Origin of the sequence: Massilia sp. (assembly GCF_046293535.1) — a bacterium.
Classification (GTDB): domain Bacteria; phylum Pseudomonadota; class Gammaproteobacteria; order Burkholderiales; family Burkholderiaceae_D; genus Telluria.
This window is the reverse complement of the sequence record NZ_JBKBOV010000010.1, coordinates 38,826-53,299: the sequence shown is the minus strand read 5'-3', so window position 1 is coordinate 53,299 and position 14,474 is coordinate 38,826. Positions and strand designations below refer to the sequence as shown.

Annotated in this window: 15 protein-coding genes; 1 reads left to right on the top strand and 14 read right to left on the bottom strand. The window is 67.6% G+C overall.

What is annotated here, in order from left to right; all coding sequences use genetic code 11:
- Window position 1: 1 nt before the first annotated feature.
- From pcaF to ACK4S9_RS07935, 11 genes are read right to left on the bottom strand one after another with little or no spacing between them, the layout of a single operon-like run.
- Complete coding sequence (gene pcaF, locus ACK4S9_RS07985) at window positions 2–1,204, bottom strand: 3-oxoadipyl-CoA thiolase (protein WP_409723873.1); 1,203 nt, start codon at window positions 1,202–1,204, stop codon at window positions 2–4.
- The gene (locus ACK4S9_RS07980; protein WP_409723870.1) at window positions 1,201–1,875 is read right to left on the bottom strand and encodes a CoA transferase subunit B; all 675 of its coding nucleotides are present in this window, start codon (window positions 1,873–1,875) and stop codon (window positions 1,201–1,203) included. The genes pcaF and ACK4S9_RS07980 overlap by 4 nt, the downstream gene beginning before the upstream one ends.
- A complete protein-coding gene (locus ACK4S9_RS07975; protein WP_409723867.1) occupies window positions 1,872–2,537 on the bottom strand; it encodes a 3-oxoacid CoA-transferase subunit A in 666 nt (221 codons plus the stop codon). The genes ACK4S9_RS07980 and ACK4S9_RS07975 overlap by 4 nt, the downstream gene beginning before the upstream one ends.
- 31 nt (window positions 2,538–2,568) lie before the next feature.
- Window positions 2,569–3,345 (bottom strand): 3-oxoadipate enol-lactonase, encoded by a 777-nt coding sequence (gene pcaD / locus ACK4S9_RS07970; protein ID WP_409723864.1) that lies wholly within the window; start codon window positions 3,343–3,345, stop codon window positions 2,569–2,571.
- A gap of 20 nt (window positions 3,346–3,365) precedes the next feature.
- Complete coding sequence (locus ACK4S9_RS07965) at window positions 3,366–4,151, bottom strand: 1,6-dihydroxycyclohexa-2,4-diene-1-carboxylate dehydrogenase (RefSeq protein WP_409723861.1); 786 nt, start codon at window positions 4,149–4,151, stop codon at window positions 3,366–3,368.
- Window positions 4,148–5,173, bottom strand: a complete 1,026-nt coding sequence (benC, locus tag ACK4S9_RS07960) for a benzoate 1,2-dioxygenase electron transfer component BenC (protein WP_409723858.1) — start codon at window positions 5,171–5,173, stop codon at window positions 4,148–4,150. Before benC ends, ACK4S9_RS07965 begins: the two co-directional genes overlap by 4 nt.
- Window positions 5,174–5,211: 38 nt before the next feature.
- Complete coding sequence (benB, locus tag ACK4S9_RS07955) at window positions 5,212–5,703, bottom strand: benzoate 1,2-dioxygenase small subunit (protein ID WP_409723855.1); 492 nt, start codon at window positions 5,701–5,703, stop codon at window positions 5,212–5,214.
- On the bottom strand, window positions 5,700–7,070 hold the full coding sequence (gene benA, locus ACK4S9_RS07950; RefSeq protein ID WP_409723852.1) for a benzoate 1,2-dioxygenase large subunit: 1,371 nt from the start codon (window positions 7,068–7,070) through the stop codon (window positions 5,700–5,702). Before benA ends, benB begins: the two co-directional genes overlap by 4 nt.
- Window positions 7,071–7,080: 10 nt before the next feature.
- Window positions 7,081–8,001, bottom strand: a complete 921-nt coding sequence (catA, locus tag ACK4S9_RS07945; RefSeq protein ID WP_409723849.1) for a catechol 1,2-dioxygenase — start codon at window positions 7,999–8,001, stop codon at window positions 7,081–7,083.
- A gap of 29 nt (window positions 8,002–8,030) precedes the next feature.
- On the bottom strand, window positions 8,031–8,321 hold the full coding sequence (catC, locus tag ACK4S9_RS07940; protein WP_409723846.1) for a muconolactone Delta-isomerase: 291 nt from the start codon (window positions 8,319–8,321) through the stop codon (window positions 8,031–8,033).
- A 32-nt stretch (window positions 8,322–8,353) separates the two neighbouring features.
- On the bottom strand, window positions 8,354–9,472 hold the full coding sequence (locus ACK4S9_RS07935; protein ID WP_409723843.1) for a muconate/chloromuconate family cycloisomerase: 1,119 nt from the start codon (window positions 9,470–9,472) through the stop codon (window positions 8,354–8,356).
- A gap of 101 nt (window positions 9,473–9,573) precedes the next feature.
- Here ACK4S9_RS07935 and ACK4S9_RS07930 point away from each other — a divergent pair, with 101 nt between their 5' ends.
- Entirely contained in the window at window positions 9,574–10,488 is a 915-nt protein-coding gene (locus tag ACK4S9_RS07930) for a LysR substrate-binding domain-containing protein (protein WP_409724114.1), read from the top strand.
- A 138-nt stretch (window positions 10,489–10,626) separates the two neighbouring features.
- Here the strand turns inward: ACK4S9_RS07930 and ACK4S9_RS07925 are convergent, their stop codons facing one another.
- The 3 genes from ACK4S9_RS07925 to ACK4S9_RS07915 form a co-directional block, all read right to left on the bottom strand.
- Entirely contained in the window at window positions 10,627–11,718 is a 1,092-nt protein-coding gene (locus ACK4S9_RS07925) for a porin (RefSeq protein ID WP_409723841.1), read from the bottom strand.
- Between the two features lie 109 nt (window positions 11,719–11,827).
- Window positions 11,828–13,183, bottom strand: a complete 1,356-nt coding sequence (locus ACK4S9_RS07920) for an MFS transporter (protein ID WP_409723838.1) — start codon at window positions 13,181–13,183, stop codon at window positions 11,828–11,830.
- A 27-nt stretch (window positions 13,184–13,210) separates the two neighbouring features.
- Window positions 13,211–14,374: a benzoate/H(+) symporter BenE family transporter gene (locus tag ACK4S9_RS07915; protein WP_409724111.1), complete on the bottom strand. Its 1,164-nt coding sequence runs from the start codon at window positions 14,372–14,374 to the stop codon at window positions 13,211–13,213.
- Window positions 14,375–14,474 lie beyond the last annotated feature (100 nt).

The window sequence follows — 14,474 nt, the reverse complement described above, 5'->3', positions numbered from 1 at the left end:
CTTACACGCGCTCGATCATCAGGGCGATGCCCTGGCCGACCCCGACGCACATGGTGCACAGGGCGAAGCGGCCCCTGGTGCGCTGCAGCTGGTAGGTCGCGGTCGTCACCAGGCGCGCGCCCGACATGCCCAGCGGATGGCCGAGCGCGATCGCGCCGCCGTAGGGATTCACGCGCGGGTCGTCGTCGGCGAGGCCCAGTTCGCGCAGCACGGCCAGCCCCTGGGATGCGAACGCCTCGTTCAGTTCGATGAGGTCGACCTGGTCGAGCGTCATGCCGAGCTGGCGCAGCAGCTTCTGCACCGCCGGCGCCGGACCGATGCCCATCACGCGCGGCTCCACGCCGCTGGCGGCCATGCCGACGATGCGGGCGCGCGGCACCAGGCCGTAGGCCTGCGCGGCCTCCGCGTTCGCCAGCAGCAGCGCGCAGGCGCCGTCGTTGACGCCGGAAGCGTTGCCGGCGCTGACGCTGCCGTCCGCACGCACCACGCCCTTCAGTTTGGCCAGCGCCTCGAGACTGGTCTCGCGCGGATGCTCGTCGCGCTCGACACTGATGGGATCACCTTTCTTCTGCGGCACCAGCACCGGCACGATTTCCTCGGCAAACAGGCCGTCGCGCTGGGCCTGGGCCGCCTTCTGCTGGCTCCTGAGGGCAAACAGGTCCTGGTCGGCGCGCGAGATGCGGTAGTCGACGGCGACGTTCTCCGCCGTTTCCGGCATCGCATCCAGGCCGTGCAGTGCCTTCATGCGCGGGTTCGGGAAGCGCCAGCCGATGGTGGTGTCGTAGATCGCCGCATTGCGCGAGAAAGCGCTGTCGGCCTTGCCCATGACGAAAGGCGCGCGGGTCATCGATTCGACGCCCCCCGCGACCATCAGACGCGCTTCGCCGCTGCGGATGGCGCGCGCGGCGCTGCCGACCGCGTCCAGGCCGGAACCGCACAGGCGGTTGACGGTGGAACCCGGCACCGCCGAGGGCATGCCGGCCAGCAGCAGCGACATGCGCGCCACGTTGCGGTTGTCCTCGCCGGCCTGATTGGCGCAGCCCAGGATCACGTCGTCGACGGCGCTCCAGTCCACGCCCGGGTTGCGGCGCATCAGTTCGCGGATCGGCACGGCGCCGAGGTCGTCGGCCCGCATGTCCTTCAGGGCGCCGCCGTAGCGGCCGATCGGGGTGCGGACCGCATCGCAGATGAATGCTTCGCTCATGCTCGTGCTCCTTGTTCGTCGTTGGGGGGCAGCAGCCGCGCCTCGGTCACCGCCTGCAGGTCGTTGAAAGTCAGTCCCGGCGCCATCTCGCGCACGCGCAGCCCTTCCGGCGTGACGTCGAGCACCGCCAGGTCGGTGTAGATGCGGTCGACGCAGCCGATGCCGGTCAGCGGATAAGTGCAGCGTTCGACGATCTTGGGTTCCCCTAGCTTGGTCTGGTGCTCCATCATCACGAACACCTGCTTGGCGCCGATCGCCAGGTCCATGGCGCCGCCCACGGCGGGAATCGCGTCCGGGGCGCCGGTATGCCAGTTGGCCAGGTCGCCGCTGCCGGACACCTGGAAGGCGCCCAGCACGCAGATGTCGAGGTGGCCACCGCGCATCATCGCGAACGAATCGGCGTGGTGGAAATAGGAGCCGCCCGTCAGCAGGGTCACCGGCTGCTTGCCGGCGTTGATCAGGTCTTCGTCTTCCTCGCCGGGCGCCGGCGCCGGGCCCATGCCGAGCAGGCCGTTCTCGCTGTGCAGGAACACTTCGCGCTCGGGCGGCAGGAAGTTGGCGACCTTGGTCGGCAGGCCGATGCCGAGGTTGACGTAGGCGCCTTCCGGGATGTCCTGTGCTACGCGCGCGGCCATCTGGTCACGGCTGAATCGCTCCGATACCTGGCTCATGCTGCCTCCTTGACGACACGTTGAACAAAAATGCCTGGGGTGACGACCGTTTCCGGGTCGATCGCGCCGAGCTCGACGACCTCGGCCACCTGGGCGATGGTGACCTTGGCCGCCATCGCCATGATCGGGCCGAAGTTGCGCGCCGTCTTGCGGTACACGAGGTTGCCCCAGCGGTCGCCGCGCAGCGCCTTGATCAGGGCGAAGTCGGCATGGATCGGCGACTCCAGCACGTAGTGGCGGCCGTCGATGACGCGGGTTTCCTTGCCCTCGGCCAGCAGGGTGCCGTAGCCGGTCGGCGTGAAGAAGCCGCCGATGCCGGCGCCGGCGGCGCGGATGCGCTCGGCCAGGTTGCCCTGCGGCGTCAGCTCGAGCTCGATCCCGCCGGCGCGGTAGAGCGCGTCGAAATGGTGGGAGTCGTGCTGGCGCGGGAAGGAGCAGATCATCTTGCGCACGCGCTTTTCACGGATCAGGGCCGCCAGGCCGGTTTCGCCGTTGCCGGCGTTGTTGTTGACGATGGTGAGTTCGCGCGCGCCCTGGGCCAGCAGCGCGTCGATCAGCGCGGCCGGCATGCCGGCGTTGCCGAAGCCGCCGATCATGATGGTGGCGCCGTCGGGGATGCCGGCCACTGCCTGCTCCAGCGATGCGCATGTCTTGTCGATCATGGTGTCCTCTGTGTGGTTGTCCGGATGACGCTCAAGCCGCCAGGAAGCGGCGCAGGCAGGCGCTGAAGTCCTCGGGGCATTCGATGTTGGAAAGATGCGAGGCCGCCAGCTCCTCGACCTGCGCGTCCTGCGCCTGCGCGGCCAGCCAGCGGGCGTCCGCCGCCGTCGTGACCGGGTCGTAGCGGCCGGCGATCACGAGCAGCGGGTTGGCGATCGCGGAAACCTCGGCGCGCAGGTCGGCCTCGGCCAGCGCTTCGCAGCAGGCGGCGTAGCCTTCCGCCGAGGTCGCGCGCAAGCCCTGCACCAGGCGGTCGACCGCCGCCGGTTCCCGATCGATGAAGCCGGGGGTGAACCAGCGTCCGGCGGAACTGCCGGCCACGCCCTTCATGCCGTCGGCGCGCACCTGGGCGGCGCGTGCCAGCCAGCCTTCCTGCGTGCCGATGCGCGCGGCGGTATTGGCCACCACCAGCTTGCCGATCCGGCTGGGCGCGTGCACGCCCAGCCATTGCCCGGTCAGGCCGCCCATCGAAATGCCGCAGAAATGCGCGCGCTGGATGTCCAGGTGGTCCATCAGGCCCAGCACGTCGCGGCCGAGCCGGTCTATCGTCACCGGGCCGGCGCTGCCCGAGCGGCCATGGCCGCGGGTGTCGTAGCGCACGACGAAGAAGTGCGCCGCCAGCGCGGTAGCCTGCCGGTCCCACATGCTCAGGTCGGTGCCGAGCGAATTCGACAGCAACAGGCAGGGCTTGTCGCGCTTGCCGTCGAACTGGTAATACAGCTCGATGTCGTCGAGGTGTGCGAATGCCATGGTGGTCTCCTGTGATGCCGTCAGCCCTGGTCGCCGCCGGCGACCGGCAGCACGGTTCCGGTGATGTACGAAGCCTCGGTTGAAGCCAGGAACAGGATCGCGCCGACCTGTTCGTCGATGCTGCCGTAGCGTTTCATGTGGCTGCTGGAGCGGGTCTGCTCGACGATGCCGGCATACCAGACCTCTTCCTGCTCGCTCAGCGGCTGCGGGTTGCGCGGGACCTTGCGCGGCGGCGCATCGGTGCCGCCGGTGGCCACCGCGTTCACGCGGATGCCGCTGCCGGCGTGTTCGAAGGCCAGGCTGGCGGTCAGGGCATTGACGCCGCCCTTGGCCGCCGAATACGGAATGCGGTAGATGCCGCGCGTGGCCACCGAGGAGACGTTGACGATGGCGCCCGCCCCTTGTTGCAGCATGGCCGGCAGGACCGCCCGGCATCCCCACAGGGTCGGGAACAGCGAGCGCCGGATCTCGGCCTCGATCTGCGCCTCGTCGTATTCCTGGTAGGGCTTGGCCCAGATGGTGCCGCCCACGTTGTTGACCAGGATGTCGATGCGTCCGTAATCCTCGAGCGCCTGGGCGACCATGCGGCTGGCCCCCGCCCAGGTCTCGAGGTCGGCCTCGACCACCACCACCTGGGCGCCGAGCGCGCCGGCCTCCTGCGCCACTTCGTGCACCAATGGCGAACGGTCGGCCAGCAGCAGCTGGGCGCCTTCGCGCGCCGCCGCCAGGGCAACGCCGCGGCCGATGCCCTGGGCGGCGCCGGTCACGACCATCACCTGGTCCTTGAAACGGTCCGGATGGATCATGCGGCACCTCCGCTGCTTGCCGAGAATTTCTCGAAGTAGAAGTTGGCTGGCTTGACACCCAGGCCGTCCAGCCAGCCGCGCACCGCCTCCACCATCGGCACCGGGCCGCACAGGTAGACGTCGACGTCGCCATCGTTCACCCAGCTTGGTTCCACGTGCGCGGTGGCATAGCCCTTGCGCAGGTGGCAGCTGGCGTCGCTCGAAACGCAGGTGAGGTACTCGAACTGCGGATGGGCGGCGGCGATGCGGTCCAGGTGTTCCAGCTCGACCAGGTCGTGGTCGTTGGTGACGGCGTAGACCATTTTCACCGGCTGGGTGAAGCCCTGCTTGTCGAGCACGTCGAGCATCGACAGGAAAGGCGCGATGCCGGTGCCGCCGGCCAGCAGCAGCAATGGACGCTGGAGCGGACGCAGGTAGAAGCTGCCGAAGGGGCCGGCGAAGCTGATCGCGTCGCCCACCTTGGCCGCGCCGCCCAGGTAGCCGCTCATCAGGCCGCCGGGCACGTTGCGCACCACGAAGCTGGCGTGCGGCGCGCCCGGCGCCGAACTGAACGAATACGAGCGGGTTTCCTGGGTGCCGGGCACGGTGACGTTCACGTATTGGCCGGGAAGGAAGTCGAGCGCGTCCGGCGTGTCCAGCGCCACCGAGAAGCGGAAGCTCGAGGGCGACAGCGCCGTGACTTCGGCGATCTTGCCGCCAAAGCTGTGCACGCCGGTCTTGCAGGCGCTCGAGGTGGCCGGGATGCGCACCACGCAGTCCGAGGTGGGACGCATCTGGCAGGCCAGCACGTAGCCGGCTGCCGCATCCTGGGGCTCGAGCGCGTCCTCGATGTAGCTCTCGGGCGGCATCTCGTACTGGCCGGATTCGCACAGCCCGCGGCAGGTGCCGCAAGCGCCATCGCGGCAGTCGAGCGGAATGTTGACTTTCTGGCGGTAAGCGGCGTCCGCCAGTTTCTCGTTGGGGTTACAGCTGATGAAACGGGTCACGCCGTCCTCGAACTGCAGTGCGATGGTATGGCTCATCGGTGTCTCCTGCTATTGCGTTACTGCTGGCTGATTAATCAGATGTGGTACACGTCGATGACCTGGCTGATGTAGTCGTTCTTCAGGACCACGTACTTGTCCAGGATCTTCGGCGTCGCGCCGCCGAACTCGATCACGTAGCGCGACATGCCGAAATGGCTGTAGGTCGTCTTGTAGCGGTGGCTCAGGGTGTGCCAGTTGAAGCGCACCGTCAGGCGCGTTCCTTCCGTCTTCTCGACTTCCACGTTCGCGATGTTGTGGCTGGTGCGGGTGTCCGGCATGGTGGCGCTGGAGCGCTCGGTCTTGATGCGGAACACGCGGTCTTCCAGGCCCTGGCGGGTCGGGTAGTAGATCAGCGAGATCTCGCGCTGCGGGTCCGAGACCAGCTGGCCGTCGTCGTCCCAGGCCGGCATCCAGAACTGCGCATCCGGGTCGTAGCATTCCAGCCAGTCGTCCCACTGCTCGTCGTCGAGCAGCCGGGCCTCGCGGTACAGGAAGGCGCACAGCTTTTCCATGTTGACTTCGCTCATGTCGATTCCCCTTCCTTGGCCAGGGCGTCCTTCATCACTTCCAGCCAGTAGCGGTGCTGCACCGTGTACAGGCCCTCGTCCTCGGTGCGCAGACCGCTCATCACCGGCTGCAGGCCGATCTCCTTGGCCGCCTCGTCCGGACCCTTGATCCAGTGGGTGGCGCCGCGGCACATGTCGTTCCATTGCATGGCGCCGCCGGCATAACCTTCCTGGCAGGCGCGGAACTCTTCCAGGTCGTCGGGCGTGGCCATGCCGCTGACGTTGAAGAAGTCTTCGTACTGGCGGATGCGGCGTGCGCGGGCTTCATCCGATTCGCCTTTCGGGGCGATGCAGTAGATCGTGACCTCGGTCTTGTTCACGGCCAGCGGGCGCAGCACGCGGATCTGCGAGCCGAACTGGTCCATCAGGTAGACGTTCGGGTACAGGCACAGGTTGCGCGAGCGCTCCACCATCCAGTCGGCGGTGCTCTTGCCGTACTGCGCGGCGTACTCGGCATGGCGCGCAAAGTTCGGGCGATCTTCCGGGTTCGCCCACTTGGTCCACAGCAGCATGTGGCCGTGATTGAAGGCGTAGAAGCCGCCGCCCTGGCGTCCCCACTTGCCGGCATCCATGGCGCGGATCTTGTCTTCGCGCGCGGCCTGCTCTTCCTTGCGGCGGCTGGTGGTGGCGGCGTAGTTCCAGTGCACCGCGCTCACGTGGTAGCCGTCGGCGCCGTTCTCGGCCTGCAGCTTCCAGTTGCCCTCGTAGGTATAGGTCGAGGAGCCGCGCAGCACTTCCAGGCCGTCCGGCGACTGGTCGACGATCATGTCGATGATCTTGCCGGCGTCGCCCAGGAATTCTTCCAGCGAAGGCACGTCCGGATTCAGGCTGCCGAACAGGAAGCCCTTGTAGTTGCCGAAGCGCGCCACCTTCTTCAGGTCGTGCGAGCCTTCCTTGTTGAAGCACTCCGGATAGCCGGCGTCTTCCGGATCCTTCACTTTCAGCAGCTTGCCGCTGTTGTTGAAGGTCCAGCCGTGGAAGGGGCAGGTGTAGGTCGCCTTGTTGCCGCGCTTGTGGCGGCACAGCTGGGCGCCGCGGTGGCTGCAGGCGTTGATGAAGGCATTCAGCTCGCCCTGGCGGTTACGCGCGATGAACACCGGCTGGCGGCCGATGTGCGTCGTGTAGTAATCGTTGACGTTCGGGACCTGGCTTTCGTGGGCCAGGTAGATCCAGTTGCCCTCGAAGATGTGCTTCATCTCGAGTTCGAACAGGGTTTCGTCGGTGAAGGCGTTGCGGTGCAGGCGGTAGTCGCCGCTGGCTTCGTCTTCGATCAGGTAGTCGTCGATGCGCTTCGGGGCAAAAGCGCTGACCGGACGGATCGGGATCATGGCGTTCTCCTCAGGCGGTGGCGCGGGCACGCTCCACCAGCGGGCTCGGGGCGGCGGCGGTGTCGCGGTACAGGCGGAAATCGAAATCGATGGAGGCGAACGGCGCGTCCACGCGCTTCGCATCCAGCTGGGCCGGGTCATCGATGCGGGTCACTGCCGGCACCAGTCCTTCGCGGCTGGCGAAGGCGAAGTCGTCCCACAGGTACTCGTCGCCGTCGATGTTGATCTGGGTGGTCAGCTTGCGGTGGCCCGGCGCCGACACGAAGAAGTGGATGTGGGCCGGACGCTGGCCGTGGCGGCCCAGCTTGTCGAGCAGCTGCTGGGTGGTGCCATTCGGCGGGCAGCCGTAGCCCTTGGGCAGGATGCTGCGGAAGGCATAGCGGCCCTGCTCGTCGGTGACGATGGTGCGGCGCAGGTTGAAATCCGACTGGGTGCGGTCGAAGAACGAGTAGTTGCCGAGCAGGTTGGCGTGCCAGACCTCGACCTTGGCGCCGGCCAGCGGTTGGCCGTCCGCGTCGAACACGGTGCCCTGCATGAACAGGGTTTCGGCCTGCTCGCTTTCGGTGCCGTCGTCGAGGCGGGCGAAGCCCACGCTTTCCGGGGCGCCGGCCACGTACAGCGGGCCTTCGATGGTGCGCGGAGTGCCGCCTTGCAGGCCGGCCTTGGCTTCGGCCTCGTCGGCGCGGATGTCGAGGAAGCGCTCCAGGCCCAGGCCGGCGGCCAGCAGGCCCAGCTCGTTGGCGGCGCCGGCGGCCGACATGTAGGACACGCCACTCCAGAATTCGCTCGGGCTGATGTCGAGGTCCTCGATGGCCTTGCACAGGTCGCCCAGCAGGCGCACGACGACTTGCTGCACTCGCGGATCGGCCGGTTTCGATGCGGCGTCCACGACCCAGTTCTTCGCCAGGGTTTCGATATCTGCGTGGTTCATTTCAGTCTCCTTTGGGTTTGGATGGTGGGTTAGCGGTCGTCGTGACGGATCGATGACGGATGGCGGCACAGGGGCGTCACCTCGATCTGCATATAGGGGAACAGGGGCAGCGACATCAACAGCGCGTGCAGGGCTTCGTTGCTTTCGACGTCGAAGATGCTGACGTTGGCGTACTGGCCGGCGATGCGCCACAGGTGGCGCCAGGCGCCCTCTTCCTGCAGGCGCTGGGCCAGGGCCTTCTCGTCGGCCTTCAGGCGGGCGGCTTCGTCAAGCGGCATCGATGGCGGCAGTTGAACGTTCATGCGGACATGGAACAGCATGTCTGGTCTCCTTGGGACTCGGTTAAAACACGTTAGCGGCGCTGCATCGCGTGCAGCTTGTCCAGGTCGGGCTCGACCCCGAGTCCCGGGCCGGTCGGCACCTGCAGCATGAAGTCGCGGTAGACCAGCGGTTCGGCCAGGATTTCCTGGGTCAGCAGCAAGGGGCCGAACAGTTCGGTGCCCCAGGCCAGTTCGGCGAAGGTGGCGCAGACGTGGGCGGTGGCCGCGGTGCCGATGCCGCCTTCGAGCATGGTGCCGCCGTACAGGCCGATGCCGGCCAGGCGCGCGACGGTCGCCACTTCGAGCGCCGAAGTCAGGCCGCCGGACTGGTTGATCTTGACGGCATAGACGTCGGCGCCATCGGCGCGGGCGATCGCCATCGCGTCGTCCGGGCCGTGCAGGGCTTCGTCGGCCATGATCGCCACGTCGAAGCGCGTCTTGAGCCTTGCCAGCGCCGCGACGTTGCCGGCCTTGACCGGCTGTTCGATCAGGTCGACGCCGCCGGCTTCGAGGGCGGCGATGCCGCGCACGGCATCGAGCTCGCTCCAGGCCTGGTTGACGTCGACCCGCACGCTGGCGCGGTCGCCCAGCGCGCGCTTGATGGCCAGCACGTGCTGGACGTCCTGGTCGACCTCGCGCAGGCCGATCTTCAGCTTGAAGATGCGGTGGCGGCGCAGCTCGAGCATCTGCTCGGCTTCCTGGATGTCGCGGCTGGTGTCGCCGCTGGCCAGGGTCCAGGCCACCGGCAGCGCGTCGCGCACCCGGCCGCCCAGCAGTTCCGACAGCGGCACACCGAGGCGGCGCGCCTGGGCGTCCAGCAGCGCGGTCTCGATCGCGCATTTGGCGAAGCGGTTGCCCTGGGCTGCCTTGCGCACCTTCGCCATCGCCTTGGCCACGCCGCTCGCGTCCATGCCGACCAGCAGCGGGGCGAGGTACGTGTCGATGTTGGTCTTGATGCTTTCCGGGCTCTCTTCGCCGTAGGCCAGGCCGCCGATGGTGGTGGCCTCGCCCCAGCCCGTGATGCCGTCCTCGCAGCGCACCCGCACCAGCACCAGGGTCTGGGTGTTCATGGTGGCGACCGACAGCTTGTGGGGGCGGATCGTCGGCACGTCGACCAGGAAAGTTTCGATGTTGGCGATGTTGGTTTTCATATTCAATGCGTATAATTCTGTCGGTAGAAACACGATAAACCCGCTCAAGTTCGTCGTCCAAGACTGAGTTAGTATCGCTTCTATACCTGGGAGGTATGATGTTGGAACTGCGTCACCTGCGTTACTTCGTTGCCGTGGCGGAGGAACGCAACTTCACGCGGGCGGCCGAGCGCCTGCATATCGCGCAACCGCCGCTGAGCCGCCAGATCCAGCAGCTGGAGGAATACCTGGGCGTGGCCCTGATCGAAAAGGGCACGCGTCCGCTGCGCCTGACCGAGGCCGGCCAGTTCTTCCTGGCGCATGCCAAGCCGCTGCTCGACCAGGTGCGTGACCTCAAGAGCATGACCCAGCGGGTAGGCAAGCGCGAACGCACCATCAATGCCGGTTTCGTCGCCTCGACCCTGTACGGCCTGCTGCCGGACATCATCCGCCGCTACCGCGCCGCGCATCCCGAGGTCGAGGTGGTCATGCACGAGATGACCACCATCGAGCAGATGAAGGCCCTGAAGGAAGGCCGGATCGACGTCGGCTTCGGGCGCCTGAAGAGCGAAGACCCGAGCATCCGCCGCATCCTGCTGCGCGAGGAGCGCATGGTGCTGGCGCTGTATCCCGGCCACCGCCTGGCCGCCGGCGACGCGCCGCTACGCCTGGTGGACCTGGTGCACGAGCCGCTGCTGGTCTACCCGAGCACGCCGCGCCCGAGCTTCGCCGACCAGGTTCTGAGCCTGTTCAGCGAAGCCCACCTGACCCCCGGCCACGTGGTCGAAGTGCGCGAACTGCAGATTGCGATGGGCCTGGTGGCGGCCGAACAGGGCCTGGTCATCGTGCCGGCCAGCGTGCAGGGCATGCACCACCGGAACGTGGTGTACCGCCAGATCGAGGACAAGCACGCGTTCTCGCCGATCTTCTTCAGCGTGCGCCACATGGAGCGCACGCCCGAGCTGGAACAGATGCTGGTGGTGATCTACGACATCTACGACGATTACGGGCTGCCGCACACCAAGGAGACTTTGTAGGGTGGGCGGGGTAATTTCGGGCAATGCCCGGAATTACAAACGCCCACGCGGTGATAGTTGGCCGCAAGATCATCCGGCACGACAGCGGAGCCCTTGGTGATCACCGCGTGGGCAAGAGACTTGCCCACCCTACGACAATCAAAATGCGTGGCGCAGCCCCGCCATGACGCCGTTCTGCGCGCCTCCCGGCGCCACCGTGCCGCCGAGATCGAGGCCCACTGCGGCCAGGCCGTCGTTGTCCATCCGCCCCACCGCCCCGTACACCGCGGTGCGCTTCGAGAACGCATAGGTGAGCCGCGCCACGGCCATCTTCGTATCGTCCGCCGAGCGCTTGACGTCCCTGCGCGCCACCTGCGCGTCGAGGGTCAGGCCGGCTGCCAGCGGATGGCTGATGCCGAGGTAGACCAGGTCGGAGTCGCTCACGCCGGTGACGGCATCAAGCTTGCGGTCGACGATGCCGGCGCCGATCTTCGTCGCGCCCAGCATGGCGTAGCCGTTGACGGTGACGCGCCGGTCGAAGCGTTCGCTGCTGGTGAGTCCGCCGGCGGCGCCGGCGTTTCCGTACAGCTTGTCATAGCTCGCGTTCACCCCATACGCCGCGGTTTCATAGCCCAGCAGCGCCGTCACCTGGCGGCAGGCCTTGCTGTCGCCCGCCACCTCGCCGCCGCAATTGGTGGCCGAGGGACCGCCGGCGGCCGAGGCGTCGCGTCCCAGGCTGTAGGTGGCGCCCACGGTAAAGCCCCCGAAGCTGCCCAGGTAGCCGACCGCATTGTCGCTGCGCGCATTCGGCAGGTAGAGGTCGATGCTGCTGATCGAGAACAGGTTCGGCCCCAGCACGTCGCTCTTCGCGGTGGCGAGGAAGGTCATGTTGACGATGCGCCCGACCTGCAGCGTGCCCCAGTTGCCTTTCAGGCCGACCCAGGCCTGGCGCCCGAACAGGCGTCCGCCCTGCCCCGAGACGCCGCTGTCGGGGTTGAAGCCGCCCTCCAGCGCGAACACCGCGGACAGGCCGCCGCCCAGGTCTTCGCTGCCGCGAAAGCCGATGCGCGAAGGCACGCTGCCGGACAGCGCGGACACCTTGGTGACGGCATTGCCGGCGGCGTCGGCGTTGGTGGTGCGGGACACGGCGGCATCGACGATGCCGTACACGGTGACCTGGGCCTGGGCGGCGCCGCCACATAGCATGGCGGCAAGGGCGGTGGCGATGGGAAGGCGTGGTATTGCTTTCATGCATGTCTCCTGTAGTCGGTACGGATGGGCGTACTGAGGCCGCCCCGAATCAGGGGCGGCGCGCGTTCGTGATGGTATTCCCGGCCGCCCGCGCGGCCGGAGAGATGGATCAGGCTTCGGTCGCTTGCGCCAGCGGGTTGCCGCGCGGCGCCGGACGGGCCGAGGCCGAGCGCTCGTGGCGGATGCAGGCCACCGCGACGGCGGCGATCGCCGCGGGAATGGCGATGGCGAGGAAGTTCTGCTGCAGCGGCAGGGACATGCCGACCAGGGTGCCGATCACGATCGGGGCCAGGATCGCGCCGCTGCGGCCGACGCCCGAAGCCCAGCCGATGCCGGTGGAGCGCACCGCCATCGGGTAGAACTGGCCGGCATAGGCATAGGTGACGATCTGGGTGCCGATGGTCGAGGCGCCCGCCAGGCCGACCAGCAGGAACAGCACCGGCGTCGAGACCTTGTAGCCCAGCAAGGTGATCGACACGGCCGCCAGCAGGTACATTCCCACCAGCACGTACTTGATGTGGAAGCGGTCGGCCAGCCAGCCGCCGCCGACCGCGCCGATCACGGCGCCGAAGTTCAGCACCAGCACGAAGGTCAGGGCCGAGCCCAGGCTGTAGCCGGCGCCGGCCATCAGCTTGGCGAGCCAGGAGCTGAGCGCGTACACCATGAACAGGCACATGAAGAAGGCGATCCAGAACATGATGGTGGAAAAACCGCGGCCGTCCTGGAACAGGCGGCCGATCGGCGCTCCTTGCGCGCGGTCGGCGGCCGGCAGCGTGTAGCTGTCGTCCTTCTGCACCCGGTAGCTCGGCTCCATGCGCACCAGGATGTCCTGCAGCTCGGCCTGGCGGCCCTGGCGGATCAGGAAGGGCATCGACTCGGGCAAGCCTTTCAGGATGAAGGGAATCAGGATCACCGGCACGCCGGCGGCGATGAACACCGACTGCCAGCCGTAAGCTTCGATCATGCCCTTGCCCAGCAGGGCGGCGAGCATGCCGCCGACCGCATAGCCGCTGAACATGAGCGTGACCATGGTGGAGCGGATGCGCTTGGGCGAATATTCCGTCATCTGGGCGACCACGTTCGGCATCACGCCGCCGATGCCCAGGCCGGCGAGAAAACGCATCACGCTGAAGGTGTACGGGTCGCTGGTGAAGCCGGCGGCCGCCGTGAACACGCTGAACAGGACCAGGCAGATGACGATCGCCAGGCGCCGGCCGATTCTATCGGCGATGGTGCCCAGGAAGATGGCGCCGAACATCATGCCGAACAGGGCCGAGCTGACCATGAAGCCGGCGCTCTGGGCGGTGACGCCCATCTCCTGCATGATCGAGGGCAGCGCGATCCCGGCCACCGCCAGGTCGTAGCCGTCGCAGATGATGATGATCGCGCACCAGGCGAGGATGCCGAAGTGGAAGCGGTTGAAGCGGGCCTCGTCGGCCAGCTTGTGTACGTCGATGTGTCGCATGGTCTTGTCTCCTGTCGTTTGAATGTCCTACGTTTTCTTCCCTGCCCCGCCGCGGGGCCCGTGCAGCATCCGGCAGGCCGCCATCCCGATCGCGACGCCCCAGAAGGCCGAGCCCAGGCCCAGGAAGCTGGTGCCCGACGCGGTGGCCAGGAAGGCGATCAGCGCGGCTTCGCGGTGGTCCTGCGCGGCGACCATGGCGCCGAGGTTGGCCAGGATCGGCCCCAGCAGCGCCAGCCCGGCCAGGGTCATCACCAGCTCTTTCGGGAAGGCCGCGAACAGCATCACGATCGAGCCGCCGAACAGTCCCGCAACCAGGTAGAAGACGCCGTTGGCGATGCCGGCGATGTAGCGGCGGCTGGGATCCTCGTGGGCTTCGCGCCCGGTGCACATGGCGGCGGTGATGGAGGCGATGGCGATCGTGATGCCGCCGCTGAAGGCGACCAGCAGCGACATCAGGCTGCTGGTGGCGATGATCGGCCGCACCGGGCTGTCGTAGCCCGAGGTTCTCAGGACCGTCATGCCCGGCAGGTACTGGCCGGTGAGGGTCACCAGGACCAGCGGCAGCGCCAGGCTGAAGGTGCTCGACCAGGACCAGGCCGGCTGGATGAATTGCGGCAGGACGAGTTCGAATGTGAGCCCGCCGAAATCGGTGCTGCCGCCGGCCCAGGCGATGGCGGCGCCGGTGGCCAGCAGCAGCGCCACGCAGTAGCGGGGAGAGGTGCGCTTGAAGACCAGGTAAGCGGCGAGCATGCCCAGCACCAGCACCGGCATGCTCGTCAAGCCCATGAAGGCCTGCAGCCCGAAGGGCACCAGGATGCCCGCCATCATGCCGCTGGCCACGCCGGGCGGCACCCAGGCCGCGACCCGCTCGACCCAGCCGGACAGGCCGATCGCGAGGAGGATGGCGGCGGCCGTCAGGTAGGCGCCGACCGCTTCGTTCAGCGTCAGATGCGGGAACAGCGTGATCAGCAGCGCGGTGCCGGGCGCCGACCAGGCGGTGATGACCGGGATCTTCAGGCGCCAGCTCAGAAAAATGCCGGCGACGGCCGCGCCGATCGAGATGCCCCATACCCAGGAGGCGAACATCTCGTTCGAGATGCGCGCGGCCTGGGCGGCCTGGAAGAAGATCGCCAGCGGGCCGGAAAACGACACCAGCACGGCCAGGAAGCCGGCGACGATGGCCGGCAGCATGGAGGCAGGGGAAGCTGCCTTGCCTTGCGTTGCGGACAGCGCGGGTATGGCTTCGCCCGCGCCACGGCTGTGTTGGCCCTGACCCTGCATGCTGTCTCCG